This window comes from Rhizobacter sp. SG703 (assembly GCF_012275445.1).
Taxonomy (GTDB): Bacteria; Pseudomonadota; Gammaproteobacteria; order Burkholderiales; family Burkholderiaceae_C; genus Rhizobacter.
The window spans coordinates 47,295-66,617 of record NZ_JAAZQK010000007.1; the positions used below are offsets into that span (position 1 = coordinate 47,295).

The following is a 19,323-nucleotide window of genomic DNA, read 5'->3' on the forward strand; positions in this document are numbered from 1 at the left end:
CACCGATGATCCTCCAAGAACCTGCATCGGATTCCGCGCCCCCGCGGCGCGGCTGGCTGGCTTCGGTGTCCCGGATCCCGGGTGGCGGCATCGCGATCGCGCTGCTGATCCGCGTGCTGCTGTTCAGCACCGTCGTCACGCTGGTGCTGACCATCCTGCAGCTGACGCTGAGCTACCGCAGCGAGCGCGCCCGCCTCGAAAGCCGCTTCGGCGAGATCGACCAGGCCAGCTCGCGCAGCCTCAGCGAAAGCCTGTGGGCCCTCGACTCCAAGCAGCTCGAGGAGCAGCTCGAAGGCATCGTGCGCCTGCCGTCGATCCGCGCCGCCGAGGTGCGCGAAACGGCGTCGTCCTCGCATGCGCTGACGGTGCTGCGCGGCGAGCGGCAGGCCAGCCAGTCGGTGGTGAAGGAGTTTCCGCTCGCCTGCTGCGGCGACCATCCGCAGGTCATCGGCGTGCTGCACATCGAAGCCACGCTGGCGGACATCTACCGCGACCTGGCGGCGCAGGCCATCGTGATCCTGCTCAGCAACGCCGCCAAGACCTTCCTGGTTGCGCTCTTCATCCTGTTCGTCGTGCACCGGCTCGCGACCCGCCACCTGCTGGACATCGTCGCGTCGATCGGCCGCGTCACGCCGCAGGCGCCGGCACCGCCGCTGCAGCTGCGCCGGCAGCGCGGCCGCGGCGACGAACTCGACCAGCTGGTCGATGCGCTGAACGCGATGCGCGAGCGGCTGGCCCAGCATGCCGCCGAACTTGCCAATGCCAATGCGCGCATGGCGATCATCCTCGACAACATCCCGGACCTCGCGTGGGTGAAGGACGCCGATGGGCGCTACGTGGCCGTCAACCGCGCGCTCGCCACCACGCTCGGGTTCGAGCACCCGTCCCAGATGCTCGGCAAGACCGACTTCGACGTGCACCCGCCGGAGCTCAGCCGCGCGTACCGACTCGACGATGCCGAGGTGATGGCATCGAGCACCAGCAAGCGCATCGAGGAGCAGCACGTGCGCGCCGACGGCAGCAGCGCGCGGGTCGAGACCGTCAAGACGGCCTTGCGTGACCGCGACGGCCGCGTGACCGGCACGGTCGGCATCGCGCGCGACATCACCGCGCGGCAGCAGGCCGAGGCCGACCGGGTGGCGCGCCGCGCCGCCGAAGCGGCCAACCAGGCCAAGAGCGATTTCCTGGCCAACATGAGCCACGAGATCCGCACGCCGATGAACGCCATCCTCGGCATGTCGTACCTGGCGCTGCAAAGCGGGCTCGACCCGCAACAGCTGAACCAGGTGCAGAAGATCCACGGAGCCGCCGAATCGCTGCTCGGGATCATCAACGACATCCTCGACTTCTCGAAGATCGAAGCCGGCAAGCTCGACATCGAGTCGATTGCGTTCGACCTCGGCGACGTGCTCGAAGGCCTGGGCCACCTGGTCGGCATGAACGCCGAAGAGAAAGGGCTGGAGCTGCTGATCGCGCTGCCGCCGAAGCTGCCGCGCGCGCTGGTGGGCGACCCGTCGCGGCTGCGCCAGGTGCTGCTGAACCTGGGCTACAACGCCGTCAAGTTCACCGAGCGCGGCGAGGTGGTCATCGCCATCGTCCTGGCCGGACGCGACGCCGAGACCATCGACCTGCGCTTCGAGGTGCGCGACACCGGCATCGGCATGACGCACGAGCAGCAGCAGCGCCTGTTCCAGCCGTTCACGCAGGGCGACGCGTCGACCAGCCGGCGCTACGGCGGCACCGGCCTGGGCCTGTCGATCAGCCGGCGCCTGGTGGAGCTGATGGGCGGCGAGATCGGCGTCAGCAGCACGACGGGCGGAGGCAGCAGCTTCCACTTCACGCTGCGTTTCGCGCTGCAGCCGCAGCAGGACGACACGCCGGCGTCGCACGAGGCGGCGCTGCGCGGCCGGCGCGCGCTGGTGGTCGACGACAACGCCTGCGCGCGCGAACTGCTGGCCGACATGTGCAGCTCGCTCGGCCTGGACATCGACACCGCCGCCGACGGCCACGCCGCCTTGCGCATGGCGCAGCAGGCGGACGCCGACGGCAAGCCGTACGACCTGGTGCTGCTCGACTGGAAGATGCCGGGGCTCGACGGCGTGGAGTGCGCGCGCCTGCTGAGCCAACAGGAAGGCCGTCGCCATGCGGCGCCGACGGTGCTGATGGTGACCGCCTTCAGCCGCGACGACGCGCAACGGCAACTCGCGCAGAAGCAGGTCCGCGTCGGCGCGCTGCTGACGAAGCCGGTCTCGCCGTCGACGCTGTTCGACGCCTGCGGCGAGGCGCTGGGCCTGGCGCTGCCCCGCGCACCGCGCGTGGCACTGCGCCAGGAGGCCTTGCATGCGCACCAGGCGCAGCTGCGCGGCGCGCGCATCCTGCTGGTGGAAGACAACCCGATCAACCGGGAGATCGCGCTGAGCATCCTCGGCCGCGCCGACATCGTCGTCAGCGTGGCCTGCGACGGCCGGGAAGCGCTGCAGGTGCTGGCGGACCGGCAGGTCGACGGCGTGCTGATGGACTGCCAGATGCCGGTGATGGACGGCTACGAGGCCACTCGCGCGCTGCGCGGGCAGCCGCAATGGCGAGAGCTGCCGGTGATCGCGATGACGGCCAACGCGCTGGTCGGCGACCGCGACAAGGTGCTCGCGGCCGGCATGAACGACCATGTCGCGAAGCCGATCGACGTGGACCAGTTGTTCGCGACCCTCGCCCGCTGGATCCGCCCCGCGGCCGCGGCGACGGACGAGGCGCCGGCGATCGACCGCGCGGGCGGCCTCGCCGCGACGATGGGCGACGAAGACCTGTACCGGCGCCTGATGCGCATGTTCCGCGACCGCGAGACCGACTTCGTGCGGCGCTTCCGGGCCGCGCGTGCGGCTGGCGAGAGGGCCGCCGCGATGCGCATGGCGCACGACCTGAAGAATGTCGCCGGCACGCTGGCCGTGCGCCGCGTGCACCAGGCGGCGGCGGAACTCGAGCGCGCCTGCATCGACGAGATCGACGACGCGGGGATCGAGCCGCTGCTGCGCGAGGTCGAGCGGCGGCTCGACCCGGTCATGGCCGAGCTGCAGGCGCTAGGCTGAACGCGGCGGGTCAGCGTCCGCGTCTGGCGTCGTACCAGAGTTCCGCCCGGTCGGACGGCGTGCCGGGTGTCAGCAGCGGGTTGCGCAACTCGATCACGGTGCGGGTCTCGAGCTGCGCCTTGCGCAGCCATTCGCCGAAGTACTGCTGGAACAGCTTGTCGAACGAGCCGTCGGCGATCGCCTTCTCGAGGCCCGCGCGGATGTCCTGCGCGAGCCGGATGTTCTTGCGGTTCACCATGAAGTAGGCGTCGTAGAAGTAGTGCAGCGCGAGGTGCGGCTCCACTTCCAGCGTATCGGCATTGAGCGCCTGCTCTTCCCAGATCTCCATCATGCTGCGCGGGAAGTAGTCGAAGCGCTGGCCGGTGAGCATCTTGAACAGGCCCTCGTAGCGCGGCGCGGTGATCACGTCGATGCCGTTGGCGCGCAGGATCTGCGTGTCGGGCCACTCCTGCCCCTGCGCGATCCGCAGCCGCTTCAGGTCGGCCAGCGTGTCGACGCCGGCGACGCGGCCCTGGTCGCCCCTGCGGATCAGGCCCAGGCGCCAGCCGAGCAGGCCCTTGTTGATCGGGATGTAGACCGGCAGCAGGCGCGCCTCGCGCTCGGCGGAACTGGGGATCGGCCCGACATCGATGCTGCGACCAGCCTCGATCTCCAGCACCTGGCGCTCCTGGTTCATCGCGGTCTCGGCCGGCTGGGTGCGGTAGTCGGTGCCGCTCTTCGACAGCGCGAGCTGCAGCAGCTGCAGCGCGTAGTCGTAGCGGTGGTCGCCTTCGAACTCGGGCTTCGGAACGCGGACCACCTCCACCGCGGAAGCGGCCAGGTGGGCGGCGAACAGCAGGCAGGCCAACAGGCGAGACGCCATTTGCATGATCATCTCCTCGACTTGGGGGGGGCGAATCGATGATACGCCCGGCCCTCGCTCCAGCCTCACTCCGCCTGCGCGCCCCCCGCCTTCACCGCCTCCGCGCAGCGCGGGATCTCGCGCGCGCGACTCACGCGTCCGGCGCGGTCGCGATCAGCCGGACCCCGAGCCCGAACAGCACGACCCCGGCCGTGCGGTCGACCCAGGTCTTGCAGCCGAGGTAGACCTTGCGCGGCCCCTGCGACGACAGCAGCAGCGCGACGAAGGCGTACCAGCTCGCCTCGACCGCGAACACCGCGGCGACCAGCGCGATGCCGAAGCCCACCGAGTAGCTGTGCGGCAGGAAGGCCGCGAAGACGCTGCCGTAGACGATGGCCGTCTTCGGGTTGCTGAGCTGCGTGGCGAGGCCTCGCCACAGCGAGCGGCCGAACTGCCGCGGCTCGTCGGCGCCGCCGGACTGCAGCGCAAGCGGTTCGCGCGCGCCGCGGAAGATCAGGAAGCCGAGGTAGCACAGGTACAGCCCGCCGCCGAGCTTCAGCGCGACGTACAGCGTCGGCACCGCCATCAGCACCGCCTGCAGGCCGAGCAAGGCCATCGTCGCGAACGCCATGCCGCCGAGACCCATGCCGAGCGCGGCTGCGACGCCCTGCGAACGCGAGCCGGCCACCGCCATGCGCGCCACCATCACGAAACTGGGCCCCGGGCTGACGACGCCGACGGACAGCGCAGCGACGATGCCCGCCAGGGCAATGAGTTCTTGCACGATTCGGATCTCCTGTTGAAAAGAAAAGGTGGCGAGGAACCCCTCGACGCCGGATTGTCGCGGCCCGCGATAGGCCGCGGGAAGGTCAGGTCTTGCGATTGGTCAGCATCACGCCGAGCACGCTCAGCGCGCCGCCCATCCCCATCGACGCGGTGATGCCCTCGCCAAGCAGCAGCGCCGCCAGCGTGACGCCGAACACCGGCACCAGGTTGTTGAACACCACCGTGCGCGACGGGCCGATGGCCTTGACGCCGTCGCCGTACCAGACGAAGCCGAGCACGGTGCCGAACGCGCCGAGGTAGACCACCGCCGCCCAGACCGGCCAGGGCAGCTGCCGCCACGCGAGCTCGGCCAGATCGCCGGCCGACCCGAGCAGCAGGAACGACAGGCCCCACAGCGCGGCCCAGGTCGTCGCCACCAGCGGGCTCAGCCCGGCGAACGCGATGCGGCCGATCACCGTGTAGGCGGCCCAGCTGAGCACCGCGCCGAACATCAGCAGCTCGCCGGCACCGATCGATTGGCTGATGTCGTGCAACGCGGCGAGCGGGCTGCCGCGGGTGATCACGACCACGGCGCCGGTCAGCGCCAGCGCAATGCCCCACCACTGCAGCGGCCGCAGCCGCTCGCGGAACACGAGGCTCGCGGCGATGGCCGTGACGACCGGGTTCAGCGCGACGAACAGCGCGGTGCGGCCGGCCGGCATGCGCGAGAGCGCCGAGAAGAAGCACAGGTTGTAGAGAAAGATGCCGGTGAGCCCGAGCCCCGCGGTGGCCAGCGCCTGCCGCCAGCTCAGCCGGGCCAGCCCGCCGGCCGAGCGCCAGGCGAGCGGCAGCAACAGCAGCACCGCGACGCCGAAGCGCAGCACCGCCGCGACCGCTGGCGGCATCGCCTGCGCGAGCGCCTTGCCGGCGATGAAGGTGCCGCCCCAGAACAGCGCGACCATCACCAGCTTGGCGTAGACGAACGGGAGGTTCGGCTGCTCGCGCGCGGACAGAGCGTCAGCAGGAACGGGAACGGGAACGGGAACGGGAACGGGAACGGGAACGGCGGTCATGGCGGGGCGAGGGAGCGTGGTTCGGCGCGAATGCTAGTTTTCATGAGCGGTCATGGTCAAATGAGCAAACGCTCATGCCACTCGTGGAGCCGCCGATGACCTTCACCCAGCTCGAAGTCTTCGCGCTCGTCGCCGAGCTCGGCGGCTTCACCGCCGCGGCGTCGCGCCTCGGGATCACCCAGTCGGCAGCCTCGCATGCGCTGAAGGCGCTCGAGAAGGAGCTGCGCGTCTCGCTGATCTCGCGCCACCCGACGGCGCTGAAGCCGACCGAGGTCGGCCGACAGGTGCTGCTGCGCGCGCGAGAGATCCTGAACCTGGCCGAGGCGCTGAAGCAGGAGGCCGCGGCCGCCGGCGGCCTGAGCCAGGGCGTGCTGCGCATCGGCTCGTTCGGGCCGACCTCGTCGGTGCGGCTGCTGCCCGGCATCCTGGCCGAGTTCCGCAGCAGCTTTCCGGGCATCGAGGTCCGTGTCGACGAAGGCGAGGACAGCGTCGTCGCGCGCTGGATCCTCGAAGGCCGCGTCGATGTCGGCTTCGTGGTGCTGCCCGACGAGCGCTTCGACACCACGCCGCTGCTGGTCGACGAACTGATGGCGCTGGTCCCCGCGGCCCACCCGCTGTCGAAGGCGCGCAGCATCGCGCTGGCCGACTTGGTCGGCGTGCCGTTCATCCTGACGCAGGCGGGCAGTTCGTCGCTGGTCGAGAGCCGCTTCAGCGCGCTCGGGCTGCGCCCCGACATCCGCCACCGCGTCTCGCAGATGGTCACGATCCTGTCGATGGTGGACCGCGGCGAAGGCGTCTCGATCGTTGCCGAGCATGCGCTGCCCGACCGGCTCGACAGCCACTACCCGGGCGTGGTGGCGCGGCCGCTGCGGCCGGCCGCCCGCCGCCAGATCGGCCTCGCGGTGCGCAGCCTGCGGCAGGCCTCGCCGGCCGCGAAGGAGTTCCTGAGGATCGCGACCCGCGTGTGCCGACCGAAGCCGGCCGCGAAGAAGGCGTCCGGCTGACCGGGTCAGCGGCGCAGCCGCCCGGTCGAATCGACGATCGACAGGTCGACGAAATCGAGCCCGGTGTGGTCGCTCGTGCTGTAGTTGATGCGCAGGCCGCCGAGGTCGTACGCGGCCATGCCGTTCAGCGCGGCCAGCACCGAGGCGCGGTTCGGCGCGCGGCCGGCGCGGCGGATCGCCTCGACCAGCACCTTGGCGTCGGCGAACCCTTCGACCAGCGCCGGCGTGATGTTCTCGACATGTGCCGCCTTCGCGAACTCGAGCACCTCCTTGATCAGCGGCGACGAGATCGCCCGCTCGTTCGGGAACACCTGCGCGATGATCGTGCCGTGCGCGTTGGACGCCATCAGGTCGATGAAGCCCTTCGACGCGTTGTTCGACAGCGTGACGATCTGCGCCTGCAGCCCCGCTGCGCGGATCAGCGCGGTGCCGCCGGCCACCGCCTGCGCCGAGCCGACGAACAGAATCGCCTGCGGCTCGACCTTCTTCAAGGCCTCGACCGTCGATCCGAACTCCGGCTTCTGCTGGTTGAACTGGCCGGCGAACACCGGCTTGATGTGGCCGGCCTCGAAGCCGGCGTTGGCACCGGCCAGCGCATCGAGCCCCGACGAATCCTCCGGCGTCACGACGGCGATGCGGCTCACGCCGACGCCCATCAGGTGCTCGATCGCCCGCTGGGCCTCGCGCGACGACGACGCCCGCACGTTGAACACATAGGGCTGCACCGGCTTGCGCAGCACCGCGGCGCCGGTCAGCGGCGCGACCAGCGCGATCTTCGATTGCTCGAGCACCGGCAGCATCGCCTGCGTCTGCGGCGTGCCGCGGCTCAGGAACAGCGCGACCACCTTCGGGTCGGCCGCCAGCGTCTTCGCGTTCTTCGCGGCCAGCGGCGGCTGGAACTGGTCGTCCAGCGACACCAGTTCGAGGCGCTGGCCGTCGATGCCGCCACGGCTGTTGATGGTGTCGAAGTAGAGGGTCGCGCCCGCCGTCATGTCCCGCACGCCGGCGGCGACCGGGCCGGTGAAGCCGGCCGTCTGGCCGATCTTGATCTGGGCGTGGACCGGTGCCAACGCCATCAAGCTGGCGGTCAACGCCAGCACACTCTTCCACATGTGCATTCAAGCTCCCTTGGAGTGGAAAGGCTCCACTTGTCGTACAAGTCTAGAGATCCAAATCACGAATCCAGGGCGTCCACACCGGCATTCAGTGGGAAAAATCACGGTTCGACGAGGCGGGTCATCGCTTGACATTGCCACCGTGGAAGCCCCTAGACTCGCGGCCAGCCTGAATACCCACCTGCCTTGAGAACCGCCCGCGCCCTCCTCTTGATCGTCCTTGCGCTGCTGATGCCCCTGCGGGCCGCGGTCGCGGGGGCGATGCTGTGCCCGACGGGGGGCGACGCGGTGTCCCACCAACAGCACGAGCCGCATCCCGACAGGTACGACGACTCGGCTGCCGCGCAGGCGCATCACGAGGGCATGCACCACGACGCCGCACCACCGTCCCCCGCGTCCCACGCGCACGACGGCGGCTGCAACCTCTGCGCGAGCTTCTGCTCGATGACCCCGCTGCCCAGCAGCGCGCCGACGGTCGAGCCGTCGATGCTCGCGGCCACGGTGAGCTTCCCGGCGCTGCGCGCGCCGGCCCCCAGCTTCCAGTCCGACGGCCCCGACCGTCCTCCCCGAAGCCGCTGACCCCACCGGGGCCCGTCGACCGGGCCCGAGGGTGCCTGCGCGTCCGCCGCGCAGGCTGTTGCCGACCCCGCCTTGCGGGCGCCGGCGATTCAAACGACTTCGAACCATGAACCTGAACCTGTCGAAGGTGGCCGGCGCCTTGTCGCTGCTGGCGCTGACCGGCTGCGCGTCCTTCTCGCCCGACGGCGGCTTCGACCGCGTCGCGTCGCTGACGCGCGAGCGCACCGGCATCGCACCGATCGCGCCGCGCGACGCCGGCGCGTCCGACGCGGCACGCACCCGCACCACCGAACTGCTGCAACACCCGCTGACGCCCGACGCCGCCGTCGAGATCGCACTGCTGAACCACCGCGGCCTGCGCGCGAGCTTCGCCGAGCTCGGCATCGCCGAGGCCGACCTCGTGCGCGCCGGCCGCCTGCACAACCCCTCGCTGCGCTTCGGCCGGTTGGCCGGCGGCGGCAGCGTCGAGATCGACCGCGCGGTGATCTTCGACGTGCTGGGGCTGCTGTCGATGCCGACTGCGTCGCGCATCGAGCGCGATCGCTTCGAGATCGCCCAGTTGCAGGCCGCCGCCGACGCGGTGAGCCTGGCCGCCGAAACGCGGCGCGCGTTCTTCGACGCGGTCGCCGCGCAGCAGTTGCTGGGCTATGCCGGGCAGGTGAAGGAGGCCGCCGACGCGTCGGGCGAACTCGCCCGACGCATGCGGGCAGTCGGCAACTTCAGCGGCCTGGAGCAGATGCGCGAGCAGGCGTTCGAGGCCGACGCGCTGGCGCAATGGCTGCGCGCGCGCCACCAGGCAGTGGCCGGGCGCGAGCGCCTGGCGCGCGCGCTCGGCCTGGCCGACGACCTGCCGCCGTTCACGCTGCCCGAGCGCCTGCCCGAGCTGCCAGCCGCGCCGATCGACGCCCGCAACGCCGAGCAGGCGGCGATGGACAAGCGCCTCGACCTGCTGATGGCCCGGCGCGGCGCCGAATCGACCGCCGCCTCGCTCGGCCTGACGAAGACGACGCGTTTCATCAACGTGCTCGACGTCGGCTACCAGAACCAGAGCAGCCGCAGCGACGCCGGTGGCGAGCCGCGTCGCAACGGCTACGAGATCGAGTTCGAGCTGCCGCTGTTCGATGCCGGCAGCACCCGCGTCGCGCGCGCCGAGGCCACCTACCGGCAGTCGGTCGACCGCGTCGCGCAGCTCGCGCTGCAGGCCCGCTCGGAGGTGCGCGAATCGCACTCCGCCTACCTCAGTGCCTACGCACTGGCGAAGCACTACCGCGACGAGGTGGTGCCGCTGCGCAAGCGCATCTCCGACGAACAGATGCTTCGCTACAACGGCATGCTCGGCAGCGTGTTCGAGTTGCTGGCCGATGCGCGCGAGCAGATCGCCGGCGTGACCGGCGCGGTCGAGTCGTTGCGCGACCACTGGATCGCCGAAACCTCATTGCAGACGGCGATCGCCGGACGGAGCCAGCCATGACCCAACGCAGAAACTTCTTCAAGGCCGCCGGCGCGACGCTGCTCGGCGCCGCCACCGTCAGCCGCGTCGGCGCGGCCTCGCTGCCCGAGGCGGTCACGCAGACGAGCGCGACGCTGCAAGCGCCGCCGCCACCGCCCACCGGCCGGCCGTTCAACCCGATCGTCACGCTCAACGGCTGGTCGCTGCCGTGGCGCATGAAGGACGGCGTCAAGGAGTTCCACCTGCTGGCCGAGCCGGTGGTGCGCGAGATCGCCCCCGGCATGAAGGCCAACCTGTGGGGCTACAACGGCCAGAGCCCGGGGCCGACGATCGAGGCGGTCGAAGGCGACCGGGTGCGCATCTTCGTGACCAACAAGCTGCCCGAGGTCACCAGCGTGCACTGGCACGGCATCCTGCTGCCGTCGGGCATGGACGGTGTGACGGGGCTGACCCAGCCGCCGATCGCGGTCGGCAAGACCTTCGTCTACGAATTCGTGCTGCAGCGCTCGGGCACCTTCATGTACCACCCGCATGCCGACGAGATGACGCAGATGGCGATGGGGATGATGGGCCTGTTCATCGTCCACCCGAAGGACCCGCGGCAGCTGCGCGTCGACCGCGACTACGGCTTCATCCTGAACGCCTACGACGTGGAGCCGGGGGCCGCGACGCCGCGCGTGAACACGATGCTCGACTTCAACCTGTGGACCTGGAACAGCCGGGCGTTCCCCGGCATCGATCCGATCGTCGCGCGCACCGGCGAGCGGGTGCGCATCCGCGTCGGCAACCTGACGATGACCAACCACCCGATCCACATGCACGGCCCGCACTTCGAAGTGGTCGGCACCGACGGCGGCTGGGTGCCGAAAACGGCGCGCTGGCCGGAGGTGACGACCGACATCGGCGTCGGCCAGATGCGTGCCTTCGAGTTCGATGCCGTGGCCGGCGACTGGGCGATCCATTGCCACAAGTCGCACCACACGATGAACGCGATGGGGCACGCGGTGCCGACGATGATCGGTGTCGACCACCGCGAGGTGGCGCAGAAGATCGCGAACCTGGTGCCCGACTACATGGTGATGGGCGACAAGGGCATGCACGACATGGCGGTGATGGAGATGCCGCTGCCCGACAACACGCTGCCGATGATGACCGGCACCGGCCCGTTCGGCCCGGTCGGCATGGGCGGCATGTTCAGCGTGGTGAAGGTGCGCGACGACCTGCCGCGCGGCGATCACCGCGACCCCGGGCCGTACCGGCACCCGCCAGGGACGCTGGCGCACGAGTACGGCGGCGAGCCCGGGGCCCCGGCGCGCGCGCCGGCGGCGCAACCCGATGCCGGCACGCTGCAGGTGCGCAAGCCGCAAGGCCATGCAGGCCATTGAAACCCGACCCGATACGACACGACACACGAAAGGACCTGAACCATGAACACCCGCTTCCCGATGACCCTGAGGACACCGATGACCCTGACGACCCTGCTGGCCCTGGCGGCCGCCGCACTGGCGCTGCACGCGGCTCCCGCATCGGCCCACGGCGATGAAGACCATGCCGCGCCGCGCCGCTACGACGCCGCCAAGGTCGAGGAGACCCCGTTCGGCCACGAAGGCAACCCGGCGAACGTGCGCCGCGTGATCCCGCTCGGCATGAGCGATGCGATGCGCTTCACGCCGGCCGACATCACCGTGCAGCGCGGCGAGACGGTGAAGTTCGTCGTGCGCAACGACGGCAAGCTGCTGCACGAGATGGTGCTGGGCACGCCGGCCGACCTGAAGGCCCACGCGGCGCTGATGCAGAAGTTTCCGGAGATGGAGCACGCGAGCCCGAACATGGCGCATGTGAAGCCCGGCGCCAGCGGCGAGATCGTCTGGCAGTTCACGAAGGCCGGCGACTTCCAGTTCGCCTGCCTGCAGCCCGGGCACTTCGAGGCCGGCATGCTGGGCCGGGTGCTGGTGGCCGGCGACGCGCCCGCGATGACGCAGGGCGAGGTGCGCCGCATCGACAAGGCCCAGGGCAAGCTCACGCTGCGGCACGGGCCGATCGCCAACCTCGAGATGCCGGGCATGACGATGGTGTTCAAGGTGTCGGACCCGCGGCTGCTCGAGAACCTTCGCGAAGGCGACACCGTGCGCTTCAGCGCCGAGCGGGTGAACGGGGCGATCGCCGTGACGGCGATCGAGCCCGCCGCGAGCGCCGCCCGGTGAAGGCCGGCGCGCGGGCGGACGCCATCGGTCAGCGCGTCGAGGCGACGCCGCCGTCCGACCGGCCCGACGCCGCGGCCAGGCACAGCAGCCCGAGCGTCGCGCTGCACTCCTCGGCCGTCGCGATGCACTCCAGCCCTTCGCGCTCGACATGCGCCGGCAGTTGCAGCCACGCGGCCGGCGCCTCCAGCATCACCTGCGCGCGCTCGGTGCGGACCCAGCCGGCGTCGGCCAGCTGGCCGAGGTAGATCCAGGTCTGCCGCCGCGACAGCCCGGCCAGCTGCCCCATGAAGGCCTGCGACACCGGCAGCCCGATGTGCAGCCCGCGGGCGCGCGCCTGCGCCGGCGCGAAGGCCGCCGCAAAGGTCGCCAGCACGTTCACCAGCCGCTGGAAGCCGCTGCCGGCGAGCCGCAGCGCGAGCTGCTCCTGCATGCGCAGCGCGGTCGCGGAATGCAGGCGGCCGATGTCGTCGCCCGGCCCGCGGTCGCCGGCATCGCGCGCGGCCCGCACCGTGGCCGCCGGCACCTTGACGGCCACGACATCGATCAGTGCCGTCACGTCATACAGCGCGCGGTCCTGCCCGAGCGGCGAGCCCCAGCCGATCACGTCGCCGCCCCACAGCACCGCGACGCCGACCTCGGTGCCCGCGGCCACGCGGATGTGCAGGCTGACCGCCCCCTGGCGGATCGCCATCCAGTCGGCCAGCTCGCCGCCGGCCCGCACGATGGCCTGCCCGCGGCGGAAGACCTGCTCCACCGCATCGTCGATCCAGTGCGCCGGCATCACCACACCGCGAGCGTCTTGGCCATCACGCGCTGCAACCAGCTGCGCGAAGCCGCCTCGGACACATCGCCGCTGCCGGCGCTCTCCAGCGCAGCATTGGCCACGTCGCGCGAGCTGACGATGTTGCCCAGCCGGATGTCCTGCGGGTTCACGATGCCGGAGAAGCGCAGCGCGCTCGCACCGCCGTTCACGCCGATGCGGCGCTCGCCGGCCACCACCAGGTGGCCGTTGGGCAGCACGTTGATCACCGAGACGGTGAGCTGCGCGCTGAACTCGGTCGCGACCTCGGTGCTGCCGCTGCCCTTGAACGAATCGCTGCTGCCGGCGTTCGCGTCGACGTTCAGGATCTTGTCGAACAGGCCGCCGTTTTTATCTCCATTGCCCGGACCTTTGACCGCCTGCTTGTTGTCGCGGCTGGTGTCGGTCGCGCGCTTCTGCGAGGCCTTCAGGCTTTCGGCGATGTCGACCTTCATCGTGTCGCCCACCGCCTGCGGCCGGCGCTCGCCGGAGAACAGCGAGGCCGCTTCGAGCTGCGGCTGCCAGATCGCGCCATTGCTGCGGCGCTCGATGAACATCGGCGCCAGCGGCGGCGCGGCGCTGACCGGTCCGGGCACCAGGCTGGGCGGCGGGCTCGCGCAGGCCGCCAGCGCCAGCATCAGCATCAGCACACCGGCCGCTGCCGCACCACGTACCGCGTACTTCGGGGGTTTCATTCGAATCCTTGGATGAGCGCCCGCACCACCGGTGCGAGCTTGGTTCTTGTCGTGGCCCACTTGCTGGCGCCGAAGCCGGCGTCGTCGACGCGGTAGCCGCTGCTCGCGAGCAGCGCGCCGCCCGATCGCTGCAGGCTCATCGACGCCGCGCTGAGGTACGGCCGGGTCGTGTCGCCGAACGGCGGCGTGTCCCAGTCGACCGTGGCGGCGTAGCGCAGCCAGACCTCGCAGTCGTCGGCACCGGTAGCCGCACCGGCACCGGCCTCGTAGACGCGGCTCGCGACGCCGATGCTGCGCAGCTCCGCCTGCAGCGCCGGCACCAGGTCGGGCAGCGGCGCGTTGCGGTTGAACTCGATGCACAGCCGCTTCACCGGCGCATCGCCGTAGTGCACGGTGTCGCTCGCATGCGACGGCGAGCGGCCGATCGCATGCGCGGTCGCGCTGCCGGTCGCCTTCACCAGCTCCCAGGTCGGCGCCGGGCTCAGCAGCGAGCAGCCGGCCAGGCCGCTGCAGGCCGCCGCCACCGCGACGGCGAATCGGTTCGGCAGACGTGTCGACACCGCGGCCTCAGGCGATCTCATCGATGCGGCCGGCCAGGTCGAGCCCGGCCTGCGTCGCATAGCCCGCAGCCGCCTGGGCCACGTCGGCGACCAGCCCGTCGGGCTCGCCGAGCACGGCCAGCGCGACGTGGGCGGCCACCCGCGCCGCATCGGCCATGTCGGGCGTGTCGTCGTCGGCACGCGCCCGGCCGGCGTCGCTGAGCGACACCAGCGTGCTGCTGGCGTCGCCGGGCGATGCCGGCGATGGCGGGTGGGCTGCGGCGCCGTGTGCACCGTGCGGTGCCGCGGCCGGGGCCGATGCATGCGCGGCAGGCGCACCGGCGCCGATCGAAGCGGTGTGTTCCATGGGGTCTCCCTCGCGAATTCGCCCGGCGCGGTCTGGGCCGCCGCCGGGCCGGATGCCGGGTGTCAGGCCGCCGGGCGCGGCGTGGTCGTCGCGGCCAGCGACAGCGTCGACAGCTGGCTCGCGAGGTCCGGCTTCGGCGGCGCCGCCGGTGCGGGCTCGGACCCATCGGGCGCCGCAGCCGAAGTGGCTGCAGGCTTCAGGCTGGAACCGAATCCACCCGGTGCCGCGGCCGGCGGGTTGGCGGCCTTCGGGAGTGCAGGGGTCGGCAGGTTGCCGGCGGGGCGGGCGATGTGCATGGTGCGGGGTGTGCGGGTTGCGATGAGTGAATTGTTCTCATCGCCCGCCGGGCCGATCGCCGGAAAAGCATGTCGCGCGGTGACCGCGGCGGGCGCTGGGTGATGGATGTCACCGAGGGCTCGGCGGCGGCGGGGCGGGACGGGGCAGCGGTCATGGTGCGGTGTCATTGCCACAGCCCTGGGGTCACGGCCCCATTCGTGCCACGATGTCCGACCGCAACCACCGGAGCGACCCATGAGCGACAACACCCCGCCCGACCTGCAGGCCGGCATCCCGCTCGAACGGATCGCCGACGGTGCGATGCTCGCCGGCCGGATCGACGGCGAAGACGCGCTGCTGGTGCGCCAGGGCGATGCGGTCTACGCGATCGGCGCGCAGTGCAGCCACTACCACGCGGCGCTGGCCGACGGCCTGCTCGACGGGCACGTGCTGCACTGCCCGATGCACCATGCGCAGTTCGACATCCGCAGCGGCACGGCGCTCTGTGCGCCGGCGCTCGACGACCTGCCGTGCTGGCGCGTCGAGCAGCAAGGCGGCCAGGTGTTCGCGCGCGAGCGCATCGTCGCCGCGCCGCGGTCTCGCCGGCAGGCACCGTCGGACGCGCTCGACGACGTGGTCATCGTCGGCGGCGGCGCGGCCGGCCTGGCCGCCGCCGACACGCTGCGCCGCGAGGGCTACGACGGCCGGCTCGCGATCGTCAGCGCCGATGCCGACCCGCCGGTCGACCGGCCGAACCTGTCGAAGGACTTCCTCGCCGGCACGGCCGAGGCTGACTGGATGCCGCTGCGGCCGGACAGCTGGTACGCCGAGCGCCGCATCGAGCTGCTGCTGGGCACGCGGGTCGACGCGATCGACGTGGCCGCGCGCCGGCTGCAACTGGCCGGCGGCGCGACGCGGCCGTTCGGCGCGCTGCTGCTCGCCACCGGCGCCGACCCGGTGCGCCTCGACGTGCCCGGTGCCGCGCCCGGCCAGGTGCTGCGCCTGCGCAGCTTCGCCGACAGCCGCGCGATCGTCGCGCGGGCGGCGTCGGCCCGCTCGGCGCTGGTGATCGGCGCGAGCTTCATCGGCCTCGAGGTCGCGGCGTCGCTGCGCACGCGCGGGCTGGCGGTGCACGTCGTCGCGCCCGATGCGGTGCCGATGCAGCGCGTGCTCGGCCCGGACCTCGGCGCCTTCGTGCGCGACCTGCATGCCTCGCACGGCGTGGTGTTCCACCTCGGCACGACGCTGGACCGACTCGACGGCACGCAGGCCCGGCTGGCCGACGGCACGGTGCTCGCGGCCGACCTGGTAGTCGCCGGCGTCGGTGTGCGGCCGGCGCTCGCGCTGGCCGAGCAGGCCGGGCTCGCCGTCGACCGCGGCGTCAGCGTCGACGCCTGGCTGCAGACCAGCGCGCCGGGCATCTTCGCGGCCGGCGACATCGCGCGCTGGCCCGACCCGCATTCGGGCGAGCGCATCCGCGTCGAGCACTGGACGCTGGCCGAGCGCCAGGGCCAGGTCGCCGCGCTGAACATGCTCGGCCGGCGTCGCGCCTTCGACATCAGCCCGTTCTTCTGGAGCCAGCACTACGACGTGACGCTGCAGTACGTCGGCCATGCCGAACGCTGGGATGCGATCGAGATCGACGGCTCGCTCGCGCAACACGACTGCAGCGTGCGCTACCGCCTGGGCGGCCGGGTGCTCGCGGTCGTGACGATCGGGCGGGACCTGGAAAGCCTGCGCGCCGAGCGCGCACTGGAGGCCGACCGGGTGCCGGTGGGCTGAAGCGCGTCGAGCGCTACTCGTGGTCGGCCGTCGTGCCGCCGGCCGCATGGCGCAGTCCGTCGAGCGCCGGCTGCACGACCGCCGCATCGGACTCTTCGGCGAACACCGCATAGGCCGGGTACAGGAACTCCGGCGCGCCCTTCACGCGGTGCAGCCGGCCGTTGTCGAGGTGCTTGCGCACGACCGCCTGCCGGAAGTAGCCGGACCCGCCGTTGGCCAGCACGAACTCGCGGCCCAGCGGGCCGAGCCCGGCCGACACCGCCGCATGGCCGAGCTGCGGGAAGGCCAGGCTGTGCTGCTGCGCGAACTCCGGGCCCCAGTCGACGTAGACGTAATCGGCCGGGTCGAGCTTGCGCGCCCGCTTGGTCGTGGGTTCGTGCGTGGTGACCAGCACCAGCTTCTCCTCGATCAGCAACTCGATGCGCAGGCCGGGGCGGCGCTGCGGCGCATAGACGACGGCGATGTCGAGCATGCCGGACGCCACGCGGTCCATCAGCTCGCCGGCGACGCCGACCTCGGTGCGCAGCGCGAGGTGCGGCGCCGCGTTGCGCATCCACAGCAGCCAGTCGAGCAGCAGCGGATCCCACAGGCTCATCTCGCAGCCGATCGTCAGCACCGATTCATGGCCGGCCGGCACCGCCACCTGGTGGCGCGCCCGCTCCCACACCTGCACCATCATCGACGCGTGGCGCACGAAGCGCTCGCCGGCCGGCGTCAGCGACGCGCCGGCCTTGCTGCGCACGAACAAGGTGGCGCCGACCGCTTCCTCGAGCGCCTTCACGCGCGCGCTGACCGCCGTCTGCGTGACATGCAGGCGCTCGGCGGCCCGCACGAAGCTGCCGGTGTCGACGATGTCGAGAAACGTGCGTGCCAGCGTGACGTCCACGGGGCCTCCGGTGCCTGCCTTGAATGCAAGATTATTGCTTTTATCGGCCAATAAAGATCGCTTTACCAGCGATCAATCAACGACCACCATCGGAACTGCTTGAACCACAGGAGTCCACGATGAACGAACGCTCTTCAACCGCGACGCCGCGGCCCGCCACGCAACGCCCGCAAGCCGCATCCGCATCGCGCAGCGATGCCCCGCAACGCGCTCCCGGCCTCCAACGCAGCCCGCCCGCGACCGCGAAGAGCCGCAGCGAGGCGCGCCACGCGACCCGCGTGGCGGCCGAGAACGAGGTGCTGATCGTCGGCGTCTGAGCGCCGTCGCCAAGCCCTTCAGCCCGCCACGGCCTGCGGCAGTTTCGCGATCACCTTGATCTCGAACTGGAAGCCGTAAAGCCAGGTGACCCCGACGCCGGTGAGCGTCGGATGGGGTGCGTCGCCCCAGTACTCCGGCACGATCTTCCAGACCGTCTCGAAGGTCGACTCCGGGTCGACGAGGAAGACCGTCACGTCGACCACGTCGTCGAACGTGCAGCCGGCTGCCGCCAGCACCGCATTCAGGTTCTCGAAGGCGAGCCGCGCCTGGGCCTGCAGGTCCGGTTCGGGCGAGCCGTCGGGCCGGCTGCCGACCTGCCCCGACACGAACAGGAAGCCGCCGGAGCGGATCGCCGGCGAATAGCGATTCCTGTCATACAGCGCCTGCCGCCCGGCCGGGAAAACCACATCACGTTGGCCCATCGTTTCCGTCCTTGAAGGGTCGAAGCCGACCCGTTTGATTGCGATGCAGGGACTCTAGGGAGCCGTGCCGCGCGGATCAACGAGGTCCGTCGACAATCACTGTTTGCGCAAGGCAAACAATCGACTTTCCCGGGAGGCGCCGCGATGGACCGTTTCGACGCAATGCAGGCCTTCGCCCGCGTGGTGGAGGCCGGCAGCTTCACGAAAGCGGCCGAGACGCTGCACCTGAGCAAGACCAGCGTGACGCAACTGGTGCAGCAGCTGGAGGCGCGGCTGCGTGTCAGGCTGCTGAACCGCACGACGCGCAAGGTCAACGTCACCGCCGACGGCGCGGCCTACTACGAGCACGTGCTGCGCCTGCTGGCCGACATGGACGACGCCGAGACCAGCCTGTCTGGCGCCGCGGCGGCGCCGCGCGGCCGCCTGCGGGTCGACGTGCCGAGCCCGCTGGCCCGCTTGATCCTGGTGCCGGCGCTGCCGGCCTTCCACGCGCGCTATCCCGAGATCCAGCTCGACCTGGGCGTCAGCGACCGCATCGTGGACCTGATCGGCGAGAAGGTCGATTGCGTCGTGCGCGGCGGCGAGCTGACCGACCTGTCGCTGGTGGCCCGACGCATCGGCGACCTGCGGCTGGGCGCCTGCGCGGCGCCGGGCTACCTGGCGCGCGCCGGCACGCCGACGCACCCGCGCGAGCTCGAAGACACGCACCACCGCATCGTCGGCTACAAGGGATCGCGCGCCGGCAAGGTCGTGCCGTACGCGATGCAGCGCGATGGCGAGCACATCGTGGTGACCGGCCGCTACGTGGTCGCGGTGGACGACGGCAATGCCTATCTCGCAGCCGGCCTCGCCGGCCTGGGCGTGCTCTGGCTGCCGCACTACATGTCGCAGTCCCACCTGGCACGCGGCGAACTGCTGCCGCTGTTCGAGGACTGGCGCTTCGACCCGATGCCGCTCCATATCGCGTTCCCGCCGAACCGCCACGTGAGCGCCAAGCTGCGGGTGTTCATCGACTGGATCGCCGAGCTGATGGCGCAGCACGCCCCGGTGGGGGTGCGGGACGCGTGACGCGTGACGAGACCAGAGCCCCATCGGCAACCTTGGGGATGGTCAACCGGCCGCCGC

At 71.3% G+C, this 19,323-nt stretch carries 20 protein-coding genes; 9 read left to right on the plus strand and 11 right to left on the minus strand.

The annotated features are described in order from the left end of the window. Window positions 1-65: 65 nt before the first annotated feature. Window positions 66-3,083, plus strand: coding sequence for a response regulator (locus tag FHT26_RS15830; protein ID WP_168561091.1), 3,018 nt, complete (start codon window positions 66-68; stop codon window positions 3,081-3,083). A 10-nt stretch (window positions 3,084-3,093) separates the two neighbouring features. On the opposite strand, the gene FHT26_RS15835 is transcribed toward FHT26_RS15830, so the two are convergent. The 3 genes from FHT26_RS15835 to FHT26_RS15845 form a co-directional block, all read right to left on the minus strand. Beyond that, window positions 3,094-3,951, minus strand: a complete 858-nt coding sequence (locus tag FHT26_RS15835) for a substrate-binding periplasmic protein (protein WP_168561092.1) — start codon at window positions 3,949-3,951, stop codon at window positions 3,094-3,096. Window positions 3,952-4,075: 124 nt separating this feature from the next. Continuing rightward, the gene (locus FHT26_RS15840; protein ID WP_056807113.1) at window positions 4,076-4,708 is read right to left on the minus strand and encodes a LysE family translocator; all 633 of its coding nucleotides are present in this window, start codon (window positions 4,706-4,708) and stop codon (window positions 4,076-4,078) included. Window positions 4,709-4,793: 85 nt separating this feature from the next. Beyond that, window positions 4,794-5,762, minus strand: coding sequence for a DMT family transporter (locus tag FHT26_RS15845; RefSeq protein WP_168561093.1), 969 nt, complete (start codon window positions 5,760-5,762; stop codon window positions 4,794-4,796). A 95-nt stretch (window positions 5,763-5,857) separates the two neighbouring features. Here FHT26_RS15845 and FHT26_RS15850 point away from each other — a divergent pair, with 95 nt between their 5' ends. Beyond that, window positions 5,858-6,766, plus strand: coding sequence for a LysR family transcriptional regulator (locus FHT26_RS15850; RefSeq protein WP_168561094.1), 909 nt, complete (start codon window positions 5,858-5,860; stop codon window positions 6,764-6,766). A gap of 5 nt (window positions 6,767-6,771) precedes the next feature. On the opposite strand, the gene FHT26_RS15855 is transcribed toward FHT26_RS15850, so the two are convergent. Beyond that, complete coding sequence (locus tag FHT26_RS15855; protein WP_168561095.1) at window positions 6,772-7,884, minus strand: ABC transporter substrate-binding protein; 1,113 nt, start codon at window positions 7,882-7,884, stop codon at window positions 6,772-6,774. Window positions 7,885-8,067: 183 nt separating this feature from the next. On the opposite strand from FHT26_RS15855, the gene FHT26_RS15860 reads away from it, so the two are divergent. The 4 genes from FHT26_RS15860 (at window position 8,068) to FHT26_RS15875 (ending at window position 12,114) form a co-directional block, all read left to right on the plus strand. Then, complete coding sequence (locus tag FHT26_RS15860) at window positions 8,068-8,460, plus strand: DUF2946 family protein (protein ID WP_168561096.1); 393 nt, start codon at window positions 8,068-8,070, stop codon at window positions 8,458-8,460. 106 nt (window positions 8,461-8,566) lie between these two features. Then, entirely contained in the window at window positions 8,567-9,931 is a 1,365-nt protein-coding gene (locus FHT26_RS15865; RefSeq protein ID WP_168561097.1) for a TolC family protein, read from the plus strand. Next, window positions 9,928-11,295 carry a multicopper oxidase family protein gene (locus FHT26_RS15870; RefSeq protein WP_168561098.1) on the plus strand — a complete coding sequence of 456 codons (1,368 nt, stop codon included), beginning with the start codon at window positions 9,928-9,930 and terminating at the stop codon, window positions 11,293-11,295. Before FHT26_RS15865 ends, FHT26_RS15870 begins: the two co-directional genes overlap by 4 nt. 78 nt (window positions 11,296-11,373) lie before the next feature. Then, window positions 11,374-12,114 carry a copper-binding protein gene (locus FHT26_RS15875; RefSeq protein ID WP_168561099.1) on the plus strand — a complete coding sequence of 247 codons (741 nt, stop codon included), beginning with the start codon at window positions 11,374-11,376 and terminating at the stop codon, window positions 12,112-12,114. Window positions 12,115-12,142: 28 nt separating this feature from the next. Here FHT26_RS15875 and FHT26_RS15880 read toward each other — a convergent pair whose 3' ends face one another. From FHT26_RS15880 to FHT26_RS15900, 5 genes are all read right to left on the minus strand, one after another. Beyond that, on the minus strand, window positions 12,143-12,895 hold the full coding sequence (locus FHT26_RS15880) for a Crp/Fnr family transcriptional regulator (protein ID WP_168561100.1): 753 nt from the start codon (window positions 12,893-12,895) through the stop codon (window positions 12,143-12,145). Then, complete coding sequence (locus FHT26_RS15885; protein WP_246867925.1) at window positions 12,895-13,608, minus strand: flagellar basal body L-ring protein FlgH; 714 nt, start codon at window positions 13,606-13,608, stop codon at window positions 12,895-12,897. The genes FHT26_RS15880 and FHT26_RS15885 overlap by 1 nt, the downstream gene beginning before the upstream one ends. Beyond that, window positions 13,605-14,189, minus strand: a complete 585-nt coding sequence (locus tag FHT26_RS15890) for a cell division protein FtsI (RefSeq protein WP_168561101.1) — start codon at window positions 14,187-14,189, stop codon at window positions 13,605-13,607. Before FHT26_RS15890 ends, FHT26_RS15885 begins: the two co-directional genes overlap by 4 nt. Further along, window positions 14,176-14,514 carry a hypothetical protein gene (locus tag FHT26_RS15895; RefSeq protein ID WP_168561102.1) on the minus strand — a complete coding sequence of 113 codons (339 nt, stop codon included), beginning with the start codon at window positions 14,512-14,514 and terminating at the stop codon, window positions 14,176-14,178. The genes FHT26_RS15890 and FHT26_RS15895 overlap by 14 nt, the downstream gene beginning before the upstream one ends. A 62-nt stretch (window positions 14,515-14,576) precedes the next feature. Next, window positions 14,577-14,810 carry a hypothetical protein gene (locus FHT26_RS15900; protein ID WP_168561103.1) on the minus strand — a complete coding sequence of 78 codons (234 nt, stop codon included), beginning with the start codon at window positions 14,808-14,810 and terminating at the stop codon, window positions 14,577-14,579. A gap of 235 nt (window positions 14,811-15,045) precedes the next feature. On the opposite strand from FHT26_RS15900, the gene FHT26_RS15905 reads away from it, so the two are divergent. After that, window positions 15,046-16,572 (plus strand): FAD-dependent oxidoreductase, encoded by a 1,527-nt coding sequence (locus tag FHT26_RS15905; RefSeq protein WP_168561104.1) that lies wholly within the window; start codon window positions 15,046-15,048, stop codon window positions 16,570-16,572. Between the two features lie 13 nt (window positions 16,573-16,585). Here the strand turns inward: FHT26_RS15905 and FHT26_RS15910 are convergent, their stop codons facing one another. Continuing rightward, window positions 16,586-17,458 carry a LysR family transcriptional regulator gene (locus FHT26_RS15910; RefSeq protein WP_168561105.1) on the minus strand — a complete coding sequence of 291 codons (873 nt, stop codon included), beginning with the start codon at window positions 17,456-17,458 and terminating at the stop codon, window positions 16,586-16,588. Window positions 17,459-17,577: 119 nt separating this feature from the next. Between FHT26_RS15910 and FHT26_RS15915 the strand changes: the two genes are divergently transcribed. Then, entirely contained in the window at window positions 17,578-17,775 is a 198-nt protein-coding gene (locus FHT26_RS15915; protein ID WP_168561106.1) for a hypothetical protein, read from the plus strand. Between the two features lie 18 nt (window positions 17,776-17,793). Here the strand turns inward: FHT26_RS15915 and FHT26_RS15920 are convergent, their stop codons facing one another. Next, window positions 17,794-18,198 carry a RidA family protein gene (locus FHT26_RS15920; RefSeq protein ID WP_168561107.1) on the minus strand — a complete coding sequence of 135 codons (405 nt, stop codon included), beginning with the start codon at window positions 18,196-18,198 and terminating at the stop codon, window positions 17,794-17,796. Between the two features lie 144 nt (window positions 18,199-18,342). On the opposite strand from FHT26_RS15920, the gene FHT26_RS15925 reads away from it, so the two are divergent. Beyond that, window positions 18,343-19,266: a LysR family transcriptional regulator gene (locus FHT26_RS15925; RefSeq protein ID WP_168561108.1), complete on the plus strand. Its 924-nt coding sequence runs from the start codon at window positions 18,343-18,345 to the stop codon at window positions 19,264-19,266. The last annotated feature ends 57 nt before the right edge of the window (window positions 19,267-19,323 follow it).

Coding starts and splice junctions, on each gene's coding strand:
- FHT26_RS15835 (WP_168561092.1), bottom strand. CDS start 3,951: ATGCAAATGGCGTCTCGCCTGTTGGCCTGCCTGCTGTTCGCCGCCCAC.
- FHT26_RS15845 (WP_168561093.1), bottom strand. CDS start 5,762: ATGACCGCCGTTCCCGTTCCCGTTCCCGTTCCCGTTCCCGTTCCCGTT.
- FHT26_RS15850 (WP_168561094.1), top strand. CDS start 5,858: ATGACCTTCACCCAGCTCGAAGTCTTCGCGCTCGTCGCCGAGCTCGGC.
- FHT26_RS15855 (WP_168561095.1), bottom strand. CDS start 7,884: ATGCACATGTGGAAGAGTGTGCTGGCGTTGACCGCCAGCTTGATGGCG.
- FHT26_RS15865 (WP_168561097.1), top strand. CDS start 8,567: ATGAACCTGAACCTGTCGAAGGTGGCCGGCGCCTTGTCGCTGCTGGCG.
- FHT26_RS15870 (WP_168561098.1), top strand. CDS start 9,928: ATGACCCAACGCAGAAACTTCTTCAAGGCCGCCGGCGCGACGCTGCTC.
- FHT26_RS15875 (WP_168561099.1), top strand. CDS start 11,374: ATGACCCTGACGACCCTGCTGGCCCTGGCGGCCGCCGCACTGGCGCTG.
- FHT26_RS15880 (WP_168561100.1), bottom strand. CDS start 12,895: ATGCCGGCGCACTGGATCGACGATGCGGTGGAGCAGGTCTTCCGCCGC.
- FHT26_RS15885 (WP_246867925.1), bottom strand. CDS start 13,608: ATGAAACCCCCGAAGTACGCGGTACGTGGTGCGGCAGCGGCCGGTGTG.
- FHT26_RS15890 (WP_168561101.1), bottom strand. CDS start 14,189: ATGAGATCGCCTGAGGCCGCGGTGTCGACACGTCTGCCGAACCGATTC.
- FHT26_RS15895 (WP_168561102.1), bottom strand. CDS start 14,514: ATGGAACACACCGCTTCGATCGGCGCCGGTGCGCCTGCCGCGCATGCA.
- FHT26_RS15900 (WP_168561103.1), bottom strand. CDS start 14,810: ATGCACATCGCCCGCCCCGCCGGCAACCTGCCGACCCCTGCACTCCCG.
- FHT26_RS15905 (WP_168561104.1), top strand. CDS start 15,046: ATGAGCGACAACACCCCGCCCGACCTGCAGGCCGGCATCCCGCTCGAA.
- FHT26_RS15915 (WP_168561106.1), top strand. CDS start 17,578: ATGAACGAACGCTCTTCAACCGCGACGCCGCGGCCCGCCACGCAACGC.
- FHT26_RS15920 (WP_168561107.1), bottom strand. CDS start 18,198: ATGGGCCAACGTGATGTGGTTTTCCCGGCCGGGCGGCAGGCGCTGTAT.
- FHT26_RS15925 (WP_168561108.1), top strand. CDS start 18,343: ATGGACCGTTTCGACGCAATGCAGGCCTTCGCCCGCGTGGTGGAGGCC.